Source organism: Curtobacterium sp. PhB136 (genome assembly GCF_004346855.1).
GTDB lineage: Bacteria > Actinomycetota > Actinomycetes > Actinomycetales > Microbacteriaceae > Curtobacterium.
Window position 1 is genome coordinate 143,040 of sequence record NZ_SMGH01000011.1, and the last position, 22,674, is coordinate 165,713.

Here is a 22,674-nt window from a genome sequence, read left to right on the forward strand (position 1 = left end):
CCGGGCACTGGCCAACGAGAGTTCCCCGACGATCTCCACTGCACGGGTGTCGGTGATGTCATCGCCGATCAGGTGCCGGAACGATGCGATCGCGTCGACGACTGCGTTCTCCCAGTCGTCCTGGAACTCGCGCTCTTCGGCATCGAGCAGCAGCGACCGGAGCCGGTTCTGGCCCGGTGCCAGGCGGGGCGAGAAGGCTCTCGCGATCTCGTTCGATGCGAGGACGTCGAAGTAGCGGCCTTCGACGAACGCCGGGATCTCAAGCGCGGTCAGGAGCTGGTGCAGCCGCGCCGGCACGCGCTCCACGGTACGGCGACGCCGCGGCCGCGGGCGGTGCGTTCCGAGACCGAGGAGGTACTCCGTCTCGATGTCATCGAGTTGGAACACTCGCGCCAGCGATTCCAACACCTGCGGCGACGGATTGCTGTCACGGCCACGTTCGAGCCGCAGGTAGTAGTCGAGACTGACACCCGCGAGCAGTGCGACTTCCTCACGTCGGAGCCCGGTCACCCGCCGGTTCTTCCCCGCCGGAAGCCCGACCTGCTGCGGGGTGACCAGATTGCGTCGCGCCTGCAGGTACTCACCGAGCTGGTTCGTCGCGTTCAAGTCGTCCATGACGATCACGGTACTGACCGGCGCAGCACAGAAGGGGTGCCCTGCCACACCCCTGGATCACGGGGGCACTGCCACGGCCGCTGCGTTCTCGGCACGATCATCTCGTATCCGTCATCACACAGGAACAGGAAGCTGACATGGACATCAACAACCGCACCGTCCTCATTGTCGGAGGCACCTCCGGCATCGGCCGAGGACTCGCACGCCGTTTCGCTGACGCCGGATCCACCGTGATCGTCGGCGGCCGCAACACCAGCCAGGTCGACGACCTCGAAACCGTCACCATCGACGTCACCGACCCCGACTCGATCACCCGAGCCCGCGACGAAGTGCTCGCGGCGCACCCGAACCTCGACCTGGTCGTGACGATGTCGGGCGTGATGATCTTCGAGGACCTCCGCGACCCGGCGCACTTCGCGCAGGCGGAGACCACGATCAACATCAACCTGCTCGGCACCATCCGCGTCCTCGACGCGTTCACCCCGCACCTCATCGGCCAGGGTCACGGTGACTTCATCACCGTCAACTCCGGCATCGCGTTCATGCCATTCCCCCTCATGGCAACCTACGGTGCGACCAAGGCCGCCGTGCACGCATACAGCGAGTCCTTCCGCCAGCACCTCGCAGGCACCGGCGTCGGCGTCACCGAGCTCGTCCCGCCGGCGGTCGCCACCGCGGGGCAGGAGAAGGTGAACCCGAACGCGTTGCCGCTGGATGCGTTCCTCGACGAGGTCCTCGGCCTGCTGACCCAGACCCCGACCCCGAACGAGATCGTCGTCGAGCGTGCACAGGCACTGCGATGGGCCGAGCGCGACGGCAACTACGCCGCAATGCTCGAGCAGCGTTCGCAGTCACTCACCACCCTCCCCGGACGCTGATCCGCCCGCAATCCATGACGCTGGGGCACGCCGGAACCGGCTGCGCCCCAGCGTCCGCTGGTTCCGCGCACTGCCGCTCCGCCGCGCAGCGCGCGGGGTACTGTCTCGAAAGGACAACACTGTTGCACACCGCTGCCACGACCCCCGCCGTCGGGTTCGTCGGACTCGGAGACCAGGGCCTGCCAATGTCCGCTGCCATCGCAGCAGCCAGATTCCCCCTGCACCTTTGGGCACGCCGCCCGGAAACCCTCGAGCACGTCCCGTTCCGCTTCACGAGACAGGATTCCGTCGCTGAGCTCGCCGCCGCTGTCGACGTGCTCGCCATCTGCGTTTCCACCGACGACGCCGTCCTCGACATTGCACGAACCGCCATCCCCGCGATGCACCAGGGCGCCGTGTTCGTCAACCACGGCACCGGCACCCCGGCCACCGCCCGCGAACTCGCAGCGCTCGGCGCCCAGCACGCCATCGAAGTCCTCGACGCGCCCGTCTCCGGCGGCCGTCCCGCCGCAGCCGACCGGACCCTCACCACGATCGTCGGGGGCAACAGGGTCGTGTTCGACTCAACGCGTCCAGTGTTCGACGCGTTCTCGGCACATGTCCTGCACCTCGGACCGGCCGGGTCCGGACAGCAGGCGAAACTGTTCAACAACGCGCTGATGCTGATGAACCAGCACGCCATCGCTGACATCCTGGCCGTCGCGTCGACCATCGGCACCGACGTTCCAGCACTTGTCAGCGCCCTCCGACTCGGCAGCGCCGGAAGTCGCGCGCTCGAGCTGCTCGGCACGATGATCACCCCCGAAACCGCCGAGCACCTCTCCGAGGTGTGCCTGCTCGACATGCACATCTTCGCCGACGCTATGCGGGACAGCGAAGCGGACCCTGCGTCTGTGGAAGGCATCGTCGCTGACGGGGCGGATGGCGCCCGTCGCCTCGGAGAATCCGCCGGACGGTTGGGATGAGCGCCGGCTACCGCAGCAGCAGACCCAACGGCAGAGTGTTCACCGTGTACGCCGCCGCCCTTGCGGTGGTGCTGCTCGGCTCGACCGCGCCGTCGCCGCTCTACGCCGTGTACCAGCAGGAGTGGCACTTCACCTCCGCGCTCCTCACAGTGGTCTTCGCCGTCTACGCCATCGCCCTCCTCGGAGCGCTGCTGGTGTTCGGGCGCCTCTCCGACCACATCGGACGCCGCCCCATCACCATCGCGGCGCTGCTGATCACCATCGCCTCGATGATCACGTTCCTCACCGCCCATGGCGTGACCGGCATCCTGATCGCCCGACTCCTGCAAGGCCTCGGCGCCGGCGCCGCCACCGCAGCCGCAACCTCCGCACTCCTGGACGTCGAAGCCCCGGGCAGTGGGCGCGCCGCTCTTGCCAGCACGATCGTGCCGGGTTTGGCGATGGCTACTGGTTCCCTCGGTGCCGCCGCGCTCGTCCAGTACGGGCCCGCCCCCACACACCTGATCTGGGCAGTCCTCATCGTCCTCCTCACCGCGGCCACCATCGGAGTGCTCTGCCTGCCCGAAAGCACGGAACGCCGACCCGGGGCGCTGCGAAGCCTGCGGCCCACAGTGTCCGTCCCGGCACCGGCCAGGAGCGCGTTCTTCGCCGCGGTCCCCGGGTTCGTCGCAGTGTGGGCGCTCAGCGCCTTCTACCTGGCGCTGGGGCCCAAGCTCAGCGCAACCATGACGAACTCGGGAAACACCGTTCTCGACACGGTGATCGTCGCGCTCCTCACCGGCACCGGCAGTCTCGCTTCCATCCCACTGCGCGCCGCACCAGTGGCAGTGCTGTCCAGGCTCGGGCTCGGCATCCTCCTCACCGGAACAGCCACAGCACTGCTCTCCATATGCCTGTCAGCGCCAGTGCTGCTCTTCATCGGCAGCGGTATCGCCGGCGTCGGGTGGGGGCTGGCATACCTCGGCCTCTACCGAGCACTGGTCCGACTCGCCTACGCCCGATCCCGCGCCGGAATGGTGTCCAGCATCTACGTCGTCGCATACCTCGCAGTGGGCATCCCAGCCGTAGCCGCCGGGGTGAGCACCACGCTCGCTGGGCTCCTGCCCACCGCCATCGCCTACCTCATCCTCATCATGATCCTGTCCGCAATCGCATTCGCCGTCGCGTTGCGTACCCGACCCATACTGCCCAGCGCAGCACCCAACGGAGCACCTGCCGCTCCGCGCTGAGCATCGAGAGCACGCAAGTCGGCACCACCAAGCATCGACGATTACGGTCCTCCGCGCCCGGCACTGTCTGCAGTGTCCCAAGGGGCGACCTCTTGCCGCGACCACGTTCCGACGCCGGGATGCGGCTATGCGCTCTGGCTTTCCCAGAAGACGAGCTAGTCCCGACCTGCCTCGCTCAGGGGCGCACCGTCACTGCCATCGCCGTTTCGAGCACGGTCGCGAACACGCTGCCATCGGGAAGCGTCAGTTCTTGGGCCGTCCAACGCACCAACCCATGTCCAGGGAGGTCTGTGCACCCGGACGTCGCCCGAGCATCCACCAGCTCACTGTACGACGGCGACAACAACAACAAGGAGGCAAGAGGGAGTACACCTCACCACTGTCGATCAGCGCGGTGGGAAGGGGAGCGAGGGACTCACCACCCCTCGCTCTCGCTCCGTCCGATGAGCGGTCCTTGACTGGTCGCGTCGCTTCCTCAGGTTGCTGTGACGAATCGACGTACGCGGCGGCGAGCATCTCCGTCGCACATAGGTGGTCCGGAACGAATCTCATTGCGGGTGCGTCATACGGCCGCGCCTCGAGCGTCGGTGCCTCTTCGTACGATCCGTTTCGTGGGTCGTCGTCGTTCGAATCGTTGGGTGCCGCCGCAGCCGTTCTCGCTGGAGGAATCGGCACGCGGCGCGGACGTGCGGGAGCTTGAGCAGCCGATGCCGGTGTACGCCTGGTTCCAGCTGCCGGATCGGCTCATCCGCCGCGATGATGCGGTTGCTCGGAGCATGACTCGTGATGCGGTCTGGTGGAAGCGGGCCGGGGCGAGACGAAGCTCGCGGCGTGGGTTTGGCGAGTGGGCTGCGCCATAGAGCTGAGGAGCGGTCGAGCTCATCCATACCGTCAAGCTCTGAACAGCGTGCAGCGATGCCCGACAAGAGCTTGCCGCGCCTGGACGGTGAGTAGGGCGGTCGAGCCCTCCGAGGCCACGCTCCATGAATCTCGCCCCGGTTTCACGACGGCGAAGGGTTGCCCGTCGGCGTAGATGGCGATGACCGTTCCATCTGGCGCTGCGCGGCCGAGGTCGAGGAGCAGCTCACCACGCCAGGTGGGCACTCGGGTGGTGTAGCTGTATGGGCCGTCGAGTGCGTTGTCGGGGAGATCGAACGAACGGTCGGAGTCTGTGCGGACGAGCACCGCGTGGGCGGCGGAGTGTCCGAGGAGGTCGGCGATGTCGAACATTGCGTCGCTGACGAAGTGGGCGGGGTGGAGCGGGGCACTCCACCAGCGCGGACGTCCATGGTGCTCCGTGCGGAGGAGGACGAAGCGAGCGTTGTCGCGAGTCTCGCTGACCACGAGGACGCTACCGACGGTCATCTGTGCGAGGAGTTCTGCGGCGCCGGTCAGAGTGAGGGGCTTGGCTGCGGTCTCCGCGTTGGAGCTCAAGTTCTCGAGCGGGTTGTCAGTCATATGGGGAGCTATGCGGCGAAGTCCAGTGCCCGTCAAGCGGTCCCTTGCGGAGGGTGGCGGATCGAGTTTGCAGGGCGCCCCTGGTCAGGGGGATTCCCGTCTGACGGGTGGGTGGCCGCGGACGCCGGCGATGTTCGGCAGGTGAACGAAGAGCGAGATCCGGTCGGTTGGTGGTTCGCCGCGGACGCGGAACGCTGCCGCGCCGATGCGGTCAAGTTCTGGGGCGAACAGGCGTGCCTTGGCTGCGGAGATGTGGCCGACTTTTCGTGTGGCGTCCCAGACGGCGACGGCGTTCTTGTCATGTCGGTTCCGTGGTTCGCGCGCGAGCCAGTACTCGTGCCCGCCGACCGAGTGGCGGTCCCGGTCCGGCACGTAGGCGAAGGTACCCTTGACTCGGAACCGGGAAGCGGCCAGCAATGTGAGGTCCTCGGCGTCGCTGAAGTCGGGGTGATGCTCTCGACGTTCTTGTGCTGCCGCTTGCAGCGGTGCAGCAGTCGCAGCGGTCGCGACCTCCGGCTTCGCTGGCTGCGAGTTCGTGTCCGGCGGGGTGGATGAACGCGGAGCCCGTTTCGATTGGTGCCGGAGCGCGCGGACGGCGAAGTACGCGATCACCAATGCGCAGAGGACGACGAGCAAGGCAGCCACGATCGAAGCGTACGGACGCTTTCGACTCGGCTGCAATGCCCCACTCGAGGGCACGTCTCCCCGGTTGCCCCAAGCGGCTACCCGTCGATCGGTGTCCGCAAGTGTTGATTCAACGCCACGTCCAGTTCTCGCGGCAGCCACAGGAACCCGGGCGCCTGATTCGGGGCCTCGGGGACCGCATGCAGTGCTGGAACGAGCTGAGCGATGGCGTCGTTGACCGTGACTACCTGCGCCTCGTATACGTCGGCCTGGTACCAGCGCGGCCCGACTCGGGTCCTGGCGCCACCGTCTGGTCGTGCGGTGACGGGCCAGCACGACCACCGCCACTGGTAACCGACTCTGGAGACATCGCCGCAGACGTACACGCGGTCTGCCCAGCCGAGGACTTCGAAGGTGTTCACGCTGCCGAACGTGCCGACGTCGGCGAGGTCGAAGGTGCGCATGATCGCCGCCCACGGGTTCTGCGGGGTGCGTGCACGGATGATGTCCTTCGCCTGCTGCAGGTTGTCGAGCGGTTCCCATGCGGTGCGGGTGTCGTTGTCGCGGTACCAGAGCTCTTCCTCGGCCTCCGCGTCCGGGGCCAGCAGTAGGGAGGGCAGGAGCTCGAGGGCTCCTGACGCTGCCAGCGTGTTGTCGATCCTCATCTCGGTTTGGTGTTGGTCACGATGGAAGATTCCAGCGGAGGTCGTAGACGGTGTCGGCGAGGAACTGGAGCCGGTTGCGGATGTCGTGGAGGGCTTTGTTGTCGTCGTCGTTGCGGGTGTCGGCGCGGAGGAGTGTGTTGGCGGTGATGAAGTCGTCCGTGTGGTTGCTGTACCCGGCTGCCTTCGCGGTGGGGAAGATGGTGGGGTCGGCGGGAAGGATGACTTCGGTGCCGGCGTAGTCGTGGTCTTCGGGTTCGAAGCCGAGTCCGGGCATGTCGATCTCGGCCGAGGCATAGGCGACGAGGCGGAACGGCGGCGGAACGTGGTCGGGCCGGAACCGGGATGCGTCGCGTTCGGTTGCCCACCTGCCCGACATCAGGCAGCCCGCACCGATCAGAACTTCTGCTTGATGCTGAATCGGCAACGCTGACCGCCATCTCGCGCGGATTCCACCCACCCCGGGATAGCACGCGATCAAAAAGTCCACGAGGCCGCCGACCTGACGGGATTCCCATCCGATGCTGGTGCGGTGCACGCGTTTGCCGAGTCGCGCGAGTGCGTCATCGACTTGCCCTGGCGTGAATCCGCCACGTTCGACAAGTTCGTCGAAGGTGGCCCCGTTCACGGCGAGCATCCGTGCCACAGCGAACGTGATGTAGATCGGGGCGGCGTCCTTCCACCGATCCCAGCTACCCAACCGCTGCTTCCCGTCCGCCCAAACGCGCCGCCGCTCGACGTCGACGAGGAGGACGTTCGCGTTCTGTTCCGCGAGCGCGATCAGCGACGGTGACAGCACCCGCGGTACCAGCAGGATCAGCTCAGAGTCGTCCTGCGGTTCGGTGCGGGGGTTCTTCGTGGCGGTGTGAAGGCGCGCTCGGCGTCCGTCGGCGAGGCGGATCCTGTCGTGGGACTCCACGACCGCGTGCAGGCCGGCGAGTTTGAGGACAGCGAGGACGTCGGTGAGGTCCGCGGTCTCGCCGAGCCCATACGGGAGCGTGATCTGCGGACGCCCCGCGTACGCGTCGGCGACCCATTGCAGCGCGGGCCCCATCAGCGGCGCTCCTCCGGGGTGTCGGGTCGGATGAGGGCGATGATCCAGCCTGCTTCAGTGAGGAACGGCTCCCACCCGTCGCGAGTGTCACCGTGTGCGGGTTCGCAGCGGTAGCCGCCGTCGCTGTCGGTGCTACTGACGAGGACCTGCCGGAGCTCCGAGTCCGGTGGGTCACGGAAGTACATGTGCCCGTGCGTGCCGGCCATGTCGAACGCGACAGTGAGCAGGAACAGCTCCGGCCGGGCGGTCACCACCGCCACCGCCGTCCCCGGAACAAGGCGATCACGGTGGCGAGGGGCCGGCCCTGCTGCATCCAGGCCAACGGTGTCAGGGGCACCTCGTCGACGCTGAGGAACTGCCGGGCTGTGGTCATGAACTCCGTCATCGCTGCCGCGTCGAGGAGTCGCTGCGGTGCAGCCGCGAACAGCACGTCAAGGCCAGGCAGCAGCACGGCCGGGTCGCCGAACTCGGGCAGGGCGGGTTGGACGAGTTGCCAGTCGGGGATGCGTTCTTCACCGTCGAGGTCGAAGCTCGTCAGCCGGTTCGACCCGAACAGTTCACCAACCTCATCGACACTGACCTGCAACGCTGCGGCGGCTTCCGCATCGGTGAGGGTCGTGTCCAGCAGGTGCCGGCGGATGCGCGCCTGCGTAGCCTGCCACCACTCCTCGGGGACGTCAGCACCATCAGCAGGAGCGGCGCCGGGTTCACGGGGGATTTGTCGGCCTTTGTCGGTGTAAGCCCGGAGCTGGTCGATGCTGACCTCACCCCGGGCGTACATCCACAACTGGCCCTGCCACGGCATGTCATCCGGGAACCCTTCCAAGTAGCCGGAGTGGATAACTTCCCGGACCGTCTTCTCCCGCTTCGCGACCACGGAGGCGGGGATGAGGAGGGTCTGAACGATGCGGTCCGCCTCCCTGGTCGCGGGGACGGTCAGGTCGGTGAGACGACGCCGATTCCGATCAACGAGCTCGTAACCGGGCTCCTTCTCGCTGTGTTCGATCATGATCCGCGCCATCGACGCTGCCGGGTCGTCGGTGTCCTCCAGGAGGACATGCCCCCAAAGGATCCGGTCGTTCGAAAGGTGCAGGGAAACCAGACGCATCATCAGCAGTACCTCCAAGAAGTCGTAAGTGAGCGAGCGTTACCGGGGTGCGGGTCAGCTCGCCGGTGGGGTGGGTCGGGTTCGTCCGATGCGTTCTGGCTGCTCAGTGAGGACGAACCGCATCAGGCGCTCCGTTTCCGCCATCGCCGCAACCGACACGTCGCCCCCGGTCGGATCGGTGGTGGTGAGGCGGAACCAGGGCTCCTCGTCCGCGTGATCGATGAGAACGGTCGCCCACGGCCCATCCGGATCGTTCGCGTCGGAGAAGATGGCGGCGCCAAAGAACCGGACGTCGTCGAACGCCAACGTCAGAGACACCAACTGCAACCCCACGGGATGGCTCGGGTTCGCTTCGTCGGTCATGGGACGTGCATCCAGCGGAGGTCGTGGGCGGTGTCGGCGCGGAAGTGCAGCAGCTGCCGCAGCGCGTTCACCGCATCCGTGTGCGCGTCCGTGTACCCGTCCTGCCAAATCACCGACGCGGTGATGAACTCATCCGTGCAGCAGCCAAGGTTCGGCGGCGACAGGAGCGACGTGTCCTGCGGGATCAGGACCTTCACCGTCGCTTCGTCCACGCCGGCGGGTTCGTAGCCAAGTGCGGCCATGTCGGGATGGGTGGCGAAGAACGCCGTCAACCGGTTCGGCGCCACCTCAGCCCATGACTGGTGCGCCGCCCACCGGTCCGACATCACCCCACCCAGTCCGATCAGTTCATCCGCCTGCTCGTCGAGGGTCGCGGCGCGCTTCCAACAGGTCCGGATCCCGCCCGCACCCGGATACGCCGCAAGGACCCAGTCCGCGAGGGCCGATCGGTCCGTGGCTTCCCATCCGAGGGGCGTGTGGACCACGTGCTCGCCGAGCGCCACGAGCGCTGCGCGAACCTGCTCCACCGGCAGTCCAGTGCGGTCTGTGACGTCGTTGGTGCTGCCGCCGTCGACGGTGATGGTGCGGGCGATGGCGAACACGTTCCGCCAGCCCGGCGTCGCGTCCCGCTGCATCGACGACCCGGACACCTGCCGGCCGTCCGCCCACACGCGTTGCCGTTTCCCATTCACCACCACCAGGTCCCGGTACCGCCGGGCCAGGGACAACACACCACCTTCCGAACCGCCAGGCAGGACGATCAGATCTGCGTCGCGACTGTCCGGTGTGCCGTCAGTGATGGTGGTCGTTGGGTCTGGTGTCGACAGGAACCCGGTCCGGCCGTCCTCGAACCGGAGCCGGTCAAACGCCTCAACCGTGGCGGGCATGCCGGCCGCGGCCAAGGCGGTCAGCGTCTGAGTGATGTCGATCGTCCACCCGAGCCCGAACGGCAACGACAGAATCGTCTGCTCGTGTCGGATGTCCTGCACCCACTGCCGCCCCATCATCACCCGCACCTCACCAGAGAGCATGTGGCCAGCTGAGCCGGCACCGGTTCCAGCGGCGGCCCTTCCCGGTCAAGCATCGTCCGCCAGCCGTGGGTCGTCCTCCGACAGGCGCTCTAAGCCGAGGCCCGCCGCGGCGAGGATGGCGTCCTCGCTCTCCTCGGTGGCTACCCATGACCCGATCTGAGCATTGGCAGCGACGAGCGCTCCGATGCGGCTGCGAGCGTCGAGGACGACCGCGTCGACCTCCGCTTCGTTGCAGTCGCTGCTGAGCTCCGGTTGCGACGGATGCAGAGCGGGGAACTCGAGCTGCTGCACCGGCGGATGCCACTGCACGCCGACCCGGACCACGCGGCCGTCGTCGTCGTTGCGGTAGAACAGGGACCCGAAGGGGTGGCCCATGTCGAGGGTGAGGTCGGCGCCGTAGAGGGTCCATCCGGTTGCGGTGTAGGCGGGGTCCCATTGCTGGACGATGAGGGCGCCGACGCCCATTCTCAGTCCCGGGATCAGCGCTTGATCTTCCCGAACCTCGACGTAGAGCTCCTCCATGCCCAGCGGGGCACCGCCGCGGACGGACGTGAAAGGGATCCTTGCCAAGCCCCGGGTGGCGGCGATCTGCCGCGCCCGGCGATCATCGGGGCTCTGCGGGTCAGACACCCCATCCACGGGGGCTTCGCCATCAGTGCTGCGGGTCATGCGGTGTCTCCTCATCGTCGTTGTCGGCACGGGTATGCGGGGAACGAGTCGCGGGTTCGGTGGGCGCTGGTCGGAGCGCGGCGAAGGGCGCTCCGTCTCGGGTGATGACGATGACGTGCCCCTCGATGACGTCGAGAAACCACCGCACCGGCTCGGCGACGAACTCGTCGACCGAGACCCACAGGTGCTCTTCCGCCGTCACCGGTACGCAGCCGTATCGATGCCCTGGCCCCGGCGGCGCAGCACGGGACGTGGCGACGGGGGAGATGCGGGTGCGTCTGCTGGAGGCATGGGCAGCAACCTAAGGAGGATCGGCCGTTCCAGGCAGGATTTGACGACGGTTGAGGCCAGGAACAGGAAATGTGGGACGTGGCTCACCTCGCTGCTTCCCGTGCTTTCTTCGCTGCAGCCTTCTTGAGGTACTTCTTGCGTCGTGGGTCCCCGAACTCGGTCGGCCCGTGCACGTCGCGCATCGATTTCGCTCGCTGTCGGGTCCCGCACGACGGGCAGTGTTCTCCTTCGAGGTGGTTCTTCGGGCGGACCGGATACGGGCCGTGCTCCCGGCAAACCACGGTGATGGGGGTGCGTGCTCCGACGTAGGTGACGTTGTCGTAGCGGTATCGGTTGCCGTGCACCGTTCGGGCGTGGGCGAGGAAGAAGTCGAACCGAACGTCCGCGCCGCCGCGGCGGGACGAGCAGTCCGGGCAGCCGTGTCCGGGTCTGATTTTGCCGCGCACGGTCCGTGGCTTGTGGTCCTGTGGCGCTTGGGTGAAGAACCCGTGGACGGGGCAGCCGATTTCGACCTTCTGTTTGACGTTGACGAACTGCTCCGGGACGCGGGAGTAGTCGTAGTGGCCGTGGTGGGCTTCGGTGGCGGCGGTGATGAACGCGTCGCATCGTGCGGCGAGGGTGGCTGTGATGTGGTCCATGAGCGGTCTCCTTAAGCGCAGGAGTCGCTCTATGCGAGGACGGACCGGTCGGCTGGGAGTTCCGTTGCCAGTGCATCCGAATTGGGCCGCGCTGGCGGTCATGGACGGGAGACGCGAACGCATCGCGGGGGAGCGGCGACGGAAGCCAAGGGTGATCGTCGGGAGCGAGGATCGTCCGGATCTCAGATCAGGGATCCCGCCAGGCAGCGGCCTGCCGGAATAGAGGCGGTGTCACGATCACCGCAGTGCCGCAGCCCAAGCGACACAGCCCTCCCAGAAAGCGATCCCCATGATCAACTCCCGCCCGTCCTCCGTCCGAACCAATCCGCTGCTCTCCGAGGCCGAGCACCAGCAGATCGACCGCATCGTCGACGACCTCGACCTCAGTGGACAGGGCATCGCCGAGCTCTACATCCGGCTCCGCAGCAGCGCGGTCACCGAAGCGTCGTTCGAGGCGAAGCACGGCGTCCGGCCCATCCTCTGGGAGCCGGAGGACTTCGCTCTCCAGATGGGTCTCATCCTCCGCCTCCGGAACGACGGCCCCTTCGTCGAGTACGCGCTGAAGCGAATCACGGCCGCGTACGACCGCGACGAGGCCGACGCGACCTCGGAGAGCGGTCTCGACACCGTCGCAGAGCTGCGGCTCCTGCACTGGGGGTCGGACCTCGCGGTGCAGCGTTCCGGCCGCACCCTCCTCGCCCGCCTCCGCGCCGGGACCGCGACCCCAGACGAGGCCGCTGCCGCCACGGACCGGTGGGGCGCGTCGTGGAAGAACCTCACCGAGTTCCGCGCCACCACCGTCCAGCACCCCTGACTGCCCTTCTCCCAGCCGCCCCCAACGACGCGGCATAGAGACCACGAAGCCCGAAAAACGGCGGGCGAGAGCGTCAGAACGAATCCTGCATCGACGGGCCTACCTCACAGGGGGCTGCGGCAGGAACCGTGCCGGCTCACTCTCGCCCGCACCTCAACGGCAAACCACACAGCCGCCAAAACCGACGCGGCATAGAAACCACGAAGCCCCCCACCGGGCAGGCAAGCACAACCCTTCGTAATCCGCGCATCAACGAGACCCGTGTCAAGAGGTCCGAGGTGCGGGACCCACGAAACACTGCTCGCCCGCTTCACAAAGGCAACACGCAGGCGGACCATCCGCCGTCCACATCACGAAAGAAGACCATGACCACGATCACCGACTGCACCAACCGACGCGCCCACCGCCACACCCTGACCGAGCTCCGCTCCGTCTACGCGCACGCCGACACCATCCCTCGCAACCTCATCGACAAGTTCGTCGAACTCCACGAACAGCCGGACGCCCGCAAGCAGTACCGCACCACCACGAACACCACGGTGCCGCTGCGGGACCTGTTCGCCTTCGTCCGCACCTACCGCCCGGTCCCGATCGCGTTCCGATTCCCGGTGACGAGTGAGAATTTCGACGCGTTCAACGCGGTGTACAAGGCGCGCGCGGCTGCTGCAGAAGCGATGCTCCTCGCCGACGAAGTCGTCACTGCCCGCCAGCTCAACATCACCGTGGAAGCACTGCGCGACCAGCACTGGCACACCACGAACAACGCGATGGACCGGACTGAGAAGCGCGAAACGCTCGCGCTCCTCCGCGCCGGCCTCCTCACCGGCCACCTGCTCGAGCGCGCCATCCGCCGCTGGGGTAGCACCGCGTGGGAGGACCTCGCCACATTCCGCGAGCCCGACGCACCGCAGTCAGCCCGCCGTCCGGGCAACCGAAGCGCAGCGCCCGACTACCGCCGGTTCCGAGTGCACGACGTCGAAAACGAGAACTTCACCCTCGGTTGGCCCCGCGACCCTGCAACGGCCAAGAAGCGAACCGTATCCGCCCCCGGTCGAGCCGCCTAAGCCCACAACGTCAAGCGACATCCGCATCAACCACCCCGACGCAGAAGCAGTTCGACGGCTTCTACGAGCGCGCGGCGGCTTTGCAAACCATCCCCACGGTCGCGGCGACCGAGCTCTCCTCCTCCTGATGAAGGGACGCCGACCGGCGAGGGCGCCGTTCGTACAAGCGCACGGACCCCACCCAGACCGCCACCGGCTCCACACGGGCCGTGCCGTGCCCCCTGCCAACCAACAACGCGCTGCTCAGCTAAACGCCAACACCAAGAAGCCCTCCTCGGTCCGGGGAGGGCTTCTTCGTGCTCGATGCTCCAGGGGGCTCTCAGCCCGTGAAGACTCCGCCTTGCGCCGTCAACTGCAACCGAGAACGAATGTCGGAGGTGTCCTGCTGATTACGCACGTGACCGACATCATCGGCGGAACCATCGGCCCCCTCATGATCGGAGCCATCGCGAGCGCCGAGCGGCGACAAGACGACTCGAAGTGGTTCTGAAGATCGCGCGAGGCGACGCTTGCTTCGGCCTTGCCGATTTAGACGGGGAGATCCGGCGACGTGGTCGCACCCGGGGCACAGACCAGTCCGAGGGTCGCTTGAAAGGTCGCTGCCGCGACGGACCGGTGGGGCGCGTCTTGGAAGGACCTCACCGAGTTCCGCGCCACCACCGTCCAGCACCCCTGACCGCCGTTCTCCCAGCCGCCTCCAACGACGCGGCATAGAGACCGCGAAGCCCGAGAAACGGCGGGCGAGAGCGTCAGAACGAATCCTGCATCGACGGGTCTACCTCACAGCGGGCTGCGACAGGAACCGTGCCGGCTCACCCTCGCGCGCCCCTCAACGGCAAACCACACAGCCGCCAAAACCGACGCGGCATAGAAACCACGAAGCCCACCACCGGGTCGGTGAGACCGAACCCGCGGCAGTCCGGTCCTCGGACAGCATGCGGGAAAGTGCTCGCCCACCGCCCAGTCCGGCTTCACTCCCAGCCGGTCGAAACCAGCCGGCATAGAGACACCAAGCCCAACGAACAGGGCGAGCACGACTGCCATCCGCGCACCGCAGTAGATCCACGTTGAGAGGTCGCCGATGCGGGACACCAGCCGTGCTCGCCCCAATATCACGGCGCCCCTGAACACCAGCCACGCTTTAGAAGGAAGAAGACCATGACCGTCATCACTGCTTGCACCAACCGCCGAGCCCACCGCCACACCCTGCCCGAACTCCGCCCGCTTGACGCGTACGCCGACATGATTCCGCGGAACCTCATCGACAAGTACGTCGAGCTCCACGAGCAGCCCAACGCCCGCAAGCAGCATCGCGCCGCGACGATGAGCACCGTTGTGCTGCGCGACCTGTGGTCCTTCCTGCACACTTACCGGGCGATGCCGCTGCCGAAGTTTGTGGCGAGCGTCGAGCCGATCTCCGAGACGTACAACGCTCGTCTCGCCGCGGCCGATTTGATGTTTCTCGCCGATGAGCACATGGCGGCCCATCAGCTCGGCGTCACCGTCGACGCGCTCCGTAACCAGCACTGGCACACCACGAACAGTCCGATGGATCATGCGGAGAAGCGTGGGATGCTCGCGCTTCTCCGAGCCGGCCTCCTCAACGGGTTCCAGCTCGAGCACGCCCTCCGCCTCTGCGGCAGCGGCGGGTGGGAAGACCTCGCCACGTTCCGCGAACCTGACTCCTCCCAGTCCGCCGGCCGATCGCGCAACCGGACCGCAGCATACGGCTACCGGTGGTTCCCGAGGCGGGGCGTGGAAGGCGAAGACCGGACCATCGGCCGGCCGCGAGACGCGGCCCCGGCTAGCTCCGTCGCCACCCGATAGCGCTACAACTTCCACCTCAATGACAATCACGAAGGAACAACCATGATCAACGAAGACGATAGCGACAACGCCAATACCCCCGTCAGCAACAGCTGCAAGCAGGCGACGTCGCCGGCATGCTCCCGCGAGGTAAACCGAGTCAACGGCGCAGCTGTCCGCTCTCAGACCATCAGGCGGGAGATTCTGATCACCCTCGCCGAGTGGCACCGTGTCGACCATCTCGCCGAACGTCCCACACTCATCGCCGGCGCAGCATCGCCGCCCGCCCTCCAACGAGAGGGGCGCTTCTCCGCGCCTGCCATGCCCAACGACGTCGCCGTCGCGGTCGACGCCACGCACGTCCCCGGTTGGGGCGGGACCACTCCGACGAGGCACAAGCCCACTGCTCCTCCACGGCGAACGCCCTGAGCCCGGCCAACGCCCTCCGAGCCAACCGGTGCCCAATCCGCACCACCCCGTCGCAGACGCGATAGCCCACACACCGAAGCCCTCCCAAATCGGGAGGGCTTCGACGTGTTTCAACGCGTCGCGAGTCTTAGGCCGGCAGCAGTCAGCCACCTCATTCTGACGACCCAGACTCAGTGTCGGAGGTGCGGTGCAGATTTGATCTCGTGACCGACATCATCGGCGCACAGACGTGCTGGCAACGATCCGGAGCGGGATCGAAGTCCTCGGCGTCTGCGTCATTGACGCGAAGACCGCGGCCGGCGGCCAACTTCGCGAGGACTCCGTTGACCTCGAAACGCTCCGCGAGCACGCAGAGCAACACGCAGCTAAGCGCATTCTCGTGGTCGGACCGGGATTCGAGAAGTCCGGCCGCCTCCTGAAGCGCGGCACCGCTGCCGGCGTCGTCTTTCTCACCACCAAGAAGCTGCGCAGATGGTTCTCGACCATGTAGACCTTCCCTGCACAGGACCTGGCCGACCTCGTGCCAGTGGATGGAGCGTCGAAGGTTGGAGAGCGCCGCCGGGCGAAGCAACGCGAGCGCGACCTCTTGACGAGCATCCTCCGAGAGCTCCGCGTAGAGATGGAGCGCGATCACGCGGAGTACATCACCGCGCGAGATGTCTACCGGACCGTCCGCGACGACCTCGAAACTACCGAGGACGAGATCTCACGGGTGCTTGGATTCTTGCAACACCCATTCGTCGCAGCGGTCAAAGAAGGAGCAAAAAGCTCCTTCGCTCTAGCAGCTCGTCCGGATGTCGCTGCGCTGCGGCTCTATTCGCTGGTTGCGGCCCTGCAGCGAACGTGAAGCGGTAGGGCATGATTGGCTCCCGTGCCGACCGTGAGACCGCGGACCAGCTCGTGTCGGCGCTTGCGTCGGAGGGCGTTGCCTCAATCCCCGTCAACAAACAAGAAGGATTTACACTCAGATTTGGCGCAGAGAAGGGCGGAGCGGCTGTTGGCAGGGCTGGTTACCCACTCCCACAGAAATCGTGAGTCATCGGCGTCCGCGGCGAAGCACGCCGCAGCGGTCATCCCACGGCAGAAAGCCCTGCTGTAGCTGTGTGCGGGTGGACACAAGGGGCGCCGCCGGCACAGGGCCGCGATGACCGGGCCGTTCTGTCGATTGGAGCGTCCGCATCGACGATGGCGGATCGACATCGCTCGAGCGATGACCAGATTCTCAGAGGCCACGAGCTTCCAAATCTGGGGCTGTCCCAGTGTCGGTCGCATCCACCAGACTCTGAACAGATCTGCGGGGCGAGCCTCGCGGCGAAGCCCGACGTCCTCAACTTCGACGCGAGGCCAGTGCTACGCGCGGTCCAAGAGAGGAGAGACTGGGAGCCGTGACACAAGGTGAGGGTAGGGCGTCGATTGGCCGCCAGGTTGGCGCTGGTGGTGGAACCGCGGACAAGTTAGGAAATCGGTATGAACTCGCTCTCGCGGTCCACGAGGCGCTGAGGTGTCTTCAAGACGAACGGCGACACATCACTCTTGAGGACCTTGACCCTGAACTTGCCGATGGCTCCGAGTTCACGCTCGTAGATGAGCACGGGGTAACGACCGTCACTCAGGTGAAGCGGCAGAAGAGTGCTAGCGACAGGTGGACGGTTTCCGCGCTACAACGCCTGGGCATTTTTGACTCAGCTGCCCGCCACATCGAGGCCGGTCGACGGTACGTATTCAGCTCGATGACGCCGGCGAGTCAGCTCCGTGTGCTCTGCGAGTGGTCGCGGCAGTCTGCGAACGTCAGCGAGTTCCTCACACGGCAACTCACCAAGGAACTAACTCCGACGTTCGATGAACTCGCCGCGCCGAGAGTCTTCGGGACGGCGGTTCGAGCATGGCAGATGCTCCGCGGTATGCGTTTCGAGGTTCAGGACGAGGATCGCTTATCGGCAACTAACGCTATCATTGCTGCCACATTGCTCGAAGGCGCGGAGCAGTCCGTCATTCCTATCGTCATCGGGTCTGTGCTGATCGACAGCCTTCACGTGCGACTCGGGCGGCGCGAGCTACTTCGGGCCCTCGCCCAGCATGGCATTGAGCCCCTCAATGCTGCGGCATCGCGCACCGCATACGACGAAGTCAAATCTGCAACGTCGCGTTGGCTGATGGGTGTTGAGCGCGAGCTACTGACGCCCAGGATCATCCGCGAAGAGGAAACGCAGCTTCGCAACTCGCTCGAAACGTCGCGACTGACGATCGTCGTGGGGAGTGCGGGCGGAGGGAAGTCATCCGTTGTAGAAGCGGTGGTGCGTCAGTGTGACGACGAGGGATTGGAGGTCCTCGCCTTTCGCCTTGATCGACTCGATAGGCTTACATCGACTGTCGGCCTCGGTCGCGACCTGGGACTGTCGATGTCGCCCGTAGTCGCTCTCCGAATGGCTGCGGGTGACCGGCCGTCAGTGTTGATCATCGACCAGATCGATGCTGTGTCGCTCGCTTCAGGGCGACTTTCGGAAAGTTTCGACGTAGTCGCTGAACTGGTCGAAGAAGCCCATTCGGCTTCAAACATGCACGTGGTGCTTGCCTGTCGGCTTTTTGATGTGGAGAACGACCATCGCATTCGCAAGCTCGTCGAGGACAAGGATGCTCGGCGGATAGCGGTCGACCCCCTGTCCGACGAAGTCGTGCTCAAAGCTGTCGGTGCGCTGGGGCTTGACGCCGCTTCGCTGTCTCCTGCACAAGTCTCGCTGCTGAAGTCGCCCCTGAACCTCGTCCTTCTCCGAGCTGTGGCGGCGCGATCCGAAGCTCTTGAGTTCGCGTCCCGACGCTCGCTGTTCGACGCGTTCTGGAACTGGAAGCAGCGCGCCGCTCGCACCCACCATCCGGAAGTTCGATTCGAGGAGACGCTCAGCCTCATCGCGAGTGCGGCTAGCGACCGACAAACGCTCTCGATTCCGATCGAGACAGTTGACTACCGCGGTTATCGACACGATGCGGAGGTGCTCGCATCCGAGCAGCTCATCGCCATCGACGACGGCCACGTATCATTCTTTCACGAGACGTTCTTCGACTACACCTTCGCGAGGCAATGGCTCAATCGAGGAAAGAAGCTCATCGACTTCTTGACCGAGCAGGAACAAGAACTCTTCCGGCGTGCGCAGGTCCGCCAGATCCTCGAACTCCTGCGCGATCTCGATCAAGAACGGTTCCACAGGGAGATCCGAGATGCTGCGACTTCACCACGCATCCGGTTCCACATCAAGGAAACCATCGTCTCGGTGTTCGCGAGCATCCAGACACCGACTTCACCAGACCTCGACCTCTTCCTGGACCTGGTCGTCGATCAGCCAAACCTCGCTCCGCACCTCTGGCGGCAAATCACTCGTCCCAGTTGGTTCGGCCTGCTCCTCGATCGTGGTCTCATCACCGAGTGGATCGACAGCGATATCCAAACGAATAGGGATCGAGGCGCAACTTGGCTAGCCGCTGCTGGGCCTGAACGTGGCGCAGCGGTCGCGAGGGTCCTTCACGACCGTCGCCAAGCCCCTGAATTCGCACGATGGTTGTCATGGGTCGCGCAGCGCACGGAACTCCATCTGAACCGACCGATCTTCGAACTCATTCTCGATGCTGTGCGAACCGGGACAACGAACCCGGAGTCAGCTGACTTCTGGCTGCCGATGCATGATCTTGCAACCCAGGAGCCGCTTTGGGCCATTGAAATCGTCCGTACCGCTCTTGGTGATCACCCCCACGCGCTGGACCCCTGCGAGAACGGAGAAATCCGTTTCCTCAAAACTCGAGACTATAGCTTCAGTCAACTCATCCAAACGTCGAGTGAGTCTGAGCCGGAAGCGTTCGTCGTTGCGATCATTCCGATTCTCCTGCTCGTCATGCGCACAACCGAGTTAGACGGCCCGCCAGAACACCTTCGTTACGATCACCACTACGGGTTCCGCTGGCCAGAATCGCGAAGCGATGACATCGACGATGTGCTCTACGAGTCCGCCGCGAAGGCGCTCGTGTCCTTGGCCCGGACCCAGCCAGGCACCGTCCGAACTGTCTTGCAAGCGCTAGCAGACGACGAGCATCACGCGGCACAGGCGCTGCTCTTTCGGACGCTCACCTCATCGCCCGAACCGTTCGTCGACTGGGCGGCTCAGCTGGTCCTCGAAGGGGGAAACCGACTACAGGTTGGCTACGCCTCGGATAGCCACTGGCTGTCACGAGAGCTTGTCCGCTCAATCGCGCCCCTCGTATCGGACAGCACACACATGGCGCTCGAGGACTTGCTGCGTGATCTGCGAGATCCACACGAACACGGCCATTCTTTCGGTTATACGGCCTTCAAGTTCCTAACGGCACTGGACGCGCAGCGGCTCTCGTCCACCGGCAAACGTAGACTCGCTGAGTACCGACGCAAGTTCAAGCGCCTCGAACCAGAACCGGCGACCGGAATCACCAGCTATTCGGTCGGGTCGCCCATCGACAACTCTGCGGCCCAACACATGTCCGATCAGCAGTGGCTGCAAGCCATCGCAAAATACGACAATGACGAGCGAGACGGACCCGAACCGTCCGTCGGAGGCGCGGCAGAACTCGCCCAAGTGCTCAGACAGCGGACCACCGCGGACCCGATCCGCTTCTGCCAACTCGCGAAGTCCTTCGGACCGACGACAAACGCCGCGTACCCGAGCGCGGTCCTGCTTGGGCTGGGTGACGCCAACATCGCGTCCGGCACAGCCAGCGCCGTATTCGAGACCATCCGGCACATAGCGAGACTCGAACTTGCCGACAACGATCGTTGGCTCGGATGGTCCGTCCGAAATCTGCTCGAAGACACCCCACTGGACATCGTTGAGATTCTCTGTCAGCGCGCTGTTGAAACAGATCAGCTCACCCAGCTGTCCAGTGATGAACGGTCGCTCCGCGGGCTTCTAAACCATGGCATCAACACCGCGCGGGGAAGTCTCGCAGAGTCCCTCGGCGACCTCCTCGTCCACGATCTCGACGGTTCCCGCACCGCAGTCGTCACTCCCCATCTGAAAACCCTCGCTCGCGACCCCGATCTCGGAGTTCGCACGTGTGTGGCACACACGATCGCGGCGTGTCTGCGCCACGATCGGGCCGCCGCTTACGCGGCGTTCAGCGCTCTTATCGAAACAGACGACATCGTTCTGGCGACAGGACCGGTTCAGCGGCTCATGAACTACATCGGCAACGTCGACCCTGAACTCATCGACCCGGTGATCGATCGAATGATCAGCTCGACCGATCCTGACACTCGGCACTCGGGAGGGATGCTCGGAGCGTTCGCAGCGACAGAGTGGGAACGCCCCCGACTGATGCAGCGCATCTTCGACTCCGCGCCGGAAGTCCGCGCCGGAGCAGCATCACTGTGCGCAGCCCGCGTGTCGCGCGCTGCCGATTCGGCCCCCCTGATTGCAGCATTGGCAAGGCTCGCTCACGACCCGGAAGAGCAAGTCAGGAAGGCTGTCGCCGAGATCGCGCATGAGCTGCGGGACAAACCCCTGGAACCGCTGCGGGAACTGCTGCAGGGTCTCATTGCTTCGCCGAGCTACATCCACGCAACGCCGCAGCTGCTAATCGTGCTGCAGAACTCGAAAGACAAGGTCGATGACTTGGTCGACAGAGCCGCGCACGCCTTCCTCGACGCGCATCGGCAGGAAGTCTCCGACATCCGAACCGGAGCGGCCGCCGATGCGCACTACATCGCGGACCTCGTCGTGCGGGGACTGGCGCAGGCGACCGACGCGAAGCGAGTATCTAGCTTGCTCGACATCCTGGACAGGCTCGTGGAACTCGGCGGATACGGCGTCGACCGAGCGATCGAGAGCGTAGACCGAGCGTGACAGGGAAGTGTTCGACGCGCTCGGTCGGACCACCGTTCCGGGCAGTGCCTCGCGTCGACGCTTCGGTGCGGCGAGCGTGCACAGCGCATGCGTTCCGTCTCGAGAACGAATCACTCGCCGCGCCCCACTTCGCGCTAATCGCCTCTAAGCAGGGGGGCGACGTGATCCGGATCGTGCCTCGTGCCCCTCGCGAGTGAGCTACACCGTGGCCATCTGACGCAGGTCGGCCGTCCAGCTCCGCCGGTTCGAGGTGTAGACCACTCGCGCCTCGGTCACCGCGAGCATGGTGAACGTGCTCCGGATGAGGCGGCCCGCTGTCGCGGGAGCGTCGTCGTGACGGGCCCCCTCAAGGGCTTCGGGAAACTCGACCTCGGCCATGAGGGGGCGTCTTGGACGCTGCGAGCCGTGAGGGGCCGGTTGCCACCGTTGCGGCCATAGACATCTCGTCGATGATCATGGGGCCCGAATTGCACCGGCGGCGTGGGTCGCGTTGCTTTCCGTTTCGCGCAGACACTGATCACGCGAGGACGAGTAGTCGGCTGGCGCGGTTTGAAGACCCAGACCGGTGCGGAGAGGGCGCGACCCCTCACGGTTGAGGCTCATACGGTGCATCAGGATCGACGTTGCGGCAGTCTGGGACCCCTCAAACTGGTCCAGAAAAATCCCTGGTCAGAGCCCCCGTAGTCGAGGGCGCCGCCGGCGCCAGAGGATACGGTCGGGGTCGTGAGGGGATACGGGCTCGTTCAAGGACCTCGATAGCCGCGTCATCTCAAGGCTCTGCGGGTTCTTAAGACACCCCACCGAACACCAGGGTCACGAAGACCCGACCACGACGAAGGTCCCAGCCGATCGGCTGGGACCTTCGTCGTTTCCAGGGGTGGGGTGCCGTGGGTGCGGCGACGTCTGACGCCGCCACCACTGCCGCCCGGCGGTCTGCCGCTCGCGCGTTCCCGGCGTCCAAATTTGGAAGAGCACTGGGAAACGGACCATCGTCGTCCCCTCTTGTGGGGGTGGAACGGCTCTTCTCCGACGGAAACCTAGGGTAAACTCAACATTGGCGTTGACAGCGGGATGCGGGCACTCCTACGATCAGCTCACCCGAACCCCTGGTGCTC

At 65.6% G+C, this 22,674-nt stretch carries 23 protein-coding genes and 1 pseudogene; 10 read left to right on the plus strand and 14 right to left on the minus strand.

Annotated elements, in window-relative coordinates; genetic code table 11:
* Window positions 1-54 precede the first annotated feature (54 nt).
* Window positions 55-615: pseudogene (locus EDF27_RS18630) on the minus strand (helix-turn-helix domain-containing protein); the annotation flags it as partial.
* A gap of 137 nt (window positions 616-752) precedes the next feature.
* Between EDF27_RS18630 and EDF27_RS18635 the strand changes: the two are divergent.
* The 3 genes from EDF27_RS18635 to EDF27_RS18645 are packed head-to-tail and all read left to right on the plus strand — an operon-like array spanning window position 753 to window position 3,687.
* On the plus strand, window positions 753-1,493 hold the full coding sequence (locus EDF27_RS18635; protein ID WP_132050468.1) for an SDR family NAD(P)-dependent oxidoreductase: 741 nt from the start codon (window positions 753-755) through the stop codon (window positions 1,491-1,493).
* The gene (locus EDF27_RS18640; RefSeq protein WP_132050470.1) at window positions 1,415-2,458 is read left to right on the plus strand and encodes an NAD(P)-dependent oxidoreductase; all 1,044 of its coding nucleotides are present in this window, start codon (window positions 1,415-1,417) and stop codon (window positions 2,456-2,458) included. The genes EDF27_RS18635 and EDF27_RS18640 overlap by 79 nt, the downstream gene beginning before the upstream one ends.
* A 44-nt stretch (window positions 2,459-2,502) precedes the next feature.
* Window positions 2,503-3,687 (plus strand): MFS transporter, encoded by a 1,185-nt coding sequence (locus EDF27_RS18645; protein WP_165931569.1) that lies wholly within the window; start codon window positions 2,503-2,505, stop codon window positions 3,685-3,687.
* Window positions 3,688-4,578: 891 nt separating this feature from the next.
* Here the strand turns inward: EDF27_RS18645 and EDF27_RS18650 are convergent.
* The 11 genes from EDF27_RS18650 to EDF27_RS18695 all read right to left on the minus strand — a co-directional run bounded on the left by EDF27_RS18650 (window position 4,579) and on the right by EDF27_RS18695 (window position 11,585).
* Entirely contained in the window at window positions 4,579-5,145 is a 567-nt protein-coding gene (locus EDF27_RS18650; protein ID WP_132050474.1) for a hypothetical protein, read from the minus strand.
* A gap of 84 nt (window positions 5,146-5,229) precedes the next feature.
* On the minus strand, window positions 5,230-5,790 hold the full coding sequence (locus EDF27_RS19870) for an HIRAN domain-containing protein (protein ID WP_165931570.1): 561 nt from the start codon (window positions 5,788-5,790) through the stop codon (window positions 5,230-5,232).
* A gap of 77 nt (window positions 5,791-5,867) precedes the next feature.
* The gene (locus tag EDF27_RS19875) at window positions 5,868-6,434 is read right to left on the minus strand and encodes a hypothetical protein (RefSeq protein ID WP_165931571.1); all 567 of its coding nucleotides are present in this window, start codon (window positions 6,432-6,434) and stop codon (window positions 5,868-5,870) included.
* A gap of 16 nt (window positions 6,435-6,450) precedes the next feature.
* Window positions 6,451-7,350 carry a hypothetical protein gene (locus EDF27_RS18660; RefSeq protein WP_132050478.1) on the minus strand — a complete coding sequence of 300 codons (900 nt, stop codon included), beginning with the start codon at window positions 7,348-7,350 and terminating at the stop codon, window positions 6,451-6,453.
* 134 nt (window positions 7,351-7,484) lie between these two features.
* Entirely contained in the window at window positions 7,485-7,736 is a 252-nt protein-coding gene (locus EDF27_RS18665; RefSeq protein WP_132050480.1) for a hypothetical protein, read from the minus strand.
* A complete protein-coding gene (locus tag EDF27_RS18670) occupies window positions 7,733-8,611 on the minus strand; it encodes a hypothetical protein (protein ID WP_132050482.1) in 879 nt (292 codons plus the stop codon). Before EDF27_RS18670 ends, EDF27_RS18665 begins: the two co-directional genes overlap by 4 nt.
* A 36-nt stretch (window positions 8,612-8,647) precedes the next feature.
* Window positions 8,648-8,956 (minus strand): hypothetical protein, encoded by a 309-nt coding sequence (locus EDF27_RS18675; protein ID WP_132050484.1) that lies wholly within the window; start codon window positions 8,954-8,956, stop codon window positions 8,648-8,650.
* Window positions 8,953-9,972 carry a hypothetical protein gene (locus EDF27_RS18680; RefSeq protein WP_132050486.1) on the minus strand — a complete coding sequence of 340 codons (1,020 nt, stop codon included), beginning with the start codon at window positions 9,970-9,972 and terminating at the stop codon, window positions 8,953-8,955. Before EDF27_RS18680 ends, EDF27_RS18675 begins: the two co-directional genes overlap by 4 nt.
* 60 nt (window positions 9,973-10,032) lie before the next feature.
* Window positions 10,033-10,656, minus strand: coding sequence for a hypothetical protein (locus tag EDF27_RS18685; protein WP_132050488.1), 624 nt, complete (start codon window positions 10,654-10,656; stop codon window positions 10,033-10,035).
* Window positions 10,640-10,858: a hypothetical protein gene (locus EDF27_RS18690; RefSeq protein WP_132050490.1), complete on the minus strand. Its 219-nt coding sequence runs from the start codon at window positions 10,856-10,858 to the stop codon at window positions 10,640-10,642. The genes EDF27_RS18685 and EDF27_RS18690 overlap by 17 nt, the downstream gene beginning before the upstream one ends.
* Before the next feature lie 172 nt (window positions 10,859-11,030).
* Window positions 11,031-11,585: a hypothetical protein gene (locus EDF27_RS18695; RefSeq protein WP_132050492.1), complete on the minus strand. Its 555-nt coding sequence runs from the start codon at window positions 11,583-11,585 to the stop codon at window positions 11,031-11,033.
* A gap of 289 nt (window positions 11,586-11,874) precedes the next feature.
* On the opposite strand from EDF27_RS18695, the gene EDF27_RS18700 reads away from it, so the two are divergent.
* The 6 genes from EDF27_RS18700 (at window position 11,875) to EDF27_RS18725 (ending at window position 16,545) form a co-directional block, all read left to right on the plus strand.
* Window positions 11,875-12,399: a hypothetical protein gene (locus tag EDF27_RS18700; protein WP_132050494.1), complete on the plus strand. Its 525-nt coding sequence runs from the start codon at window positions 11,875-11,877 to the stop codon at window positions 12,397-12,399.
* 365 nt (window positions 12,400-12,764) lie between these two features.
* Window positions 12,765-13,463: a hypothetical protein gene (locus EDF27_RS18705; protein WP_132050496.1), complete on the plus strand. Its 699-nt coding sequence runs from the start codon at window positions 12,765-12,767 to the stop codon at window positions 13,461-13,463.
* A gap of 1,158 nt (window positions 13,464-14,621) precedes the next feature.
* Complete coding sequence (locus tag EDF27_RS18710) at window positions 14,622-15,290, plus strand: hypothetical protein (RefSeq protein ID WP_132050498.1); 669 nt, start codon at window positions 14,622-14,624, stop codon at window positions 15,288-15,290.
* 42 nt (window positions 15,291-15,332) lie between these two features.
* The gene (locus EDF27_RS18715; protein ID WP_132050500.1) at window positions 15,333-15,698 is read left to right on the plus strand and encodes a hypothetical protein; all 366 of its coding nucleotides are present in this window, start codon (window positions 15,333-15,335) and stop codon (window positions 15,696-15,698) included.
* Window positions 15,699-15,927: 229 nt separating this feature from the next.
* Window positions 15,928-16,188, plus strand: coding sequence for a hypothetical protein (locus tag EDF27_RS18720; protein ID WP_132050502.1), 261 nt, complete (start codon window positions 15,928-15,930; stop codon window positions 16,186-16,188).
* A 96-nt stretch (window positions 16,189-16,284) separates the two neighbouring features.
* Window positions 16,285-16,545, plus strand: a complete 261-nt coding sequence (locus EDF27_RS18725; protein ID WP_132050504.1) for a hypothetical protein — start codon at window positions 16,285-16,287, stop codon at window positions 16,543-16,545.
* Between the two features lie 607 nt (window positions 16,546-17,152).
* Here EDF27_RS18725 and EDF27_RS19880 read toward each other — a convergent pair.
* Complete coding sequence (locus tag EDF27_RS19880) at window positions 17,153-17,290, minus strand: hypothetical protein (protein ID WP_165931572.1); 138 nt, start codon at window positions 17,288-17,290, stop codon at window positions 17,153-17,155.
* A gap of 21 nt (window positions 17,291-17,311) precedes the next feature.
* Here EDF27_RS19880 and EDF27_RS18730 point away from each other — a divergent pair, with 21 nt between their 5' ends.
* The gene (locus EDF27_RS18730; RefSeq protein WP_132050506.1) at window positions 17,312-21,559 is read left to right on the plus strand and encodes an ATP-binding protein; all 4,248 of its coding nucleotides are present in this window, start codon (window positions 17,312-17,314) and stop codon (window positions 21,557-21,559) included.
* Between the two features lie 198 nt (window positions 21,560-21,757).
* Here EDF27_RS18730 and EDF27_RS18735 read toward each other — a convergent pair whose 3' ends face one another.
* A complete protein-coding gene (locus EDF27_RS18735; RefSeq protein ID WP_132050508.1) occupies window positions 21,758-21,937 on the minus strand; it encodes a hypothetical protein in 180 nt (59 codons plus the stop codon).
* Window positions 21,938-22,674: the final 737 nt, after the last annotated feature.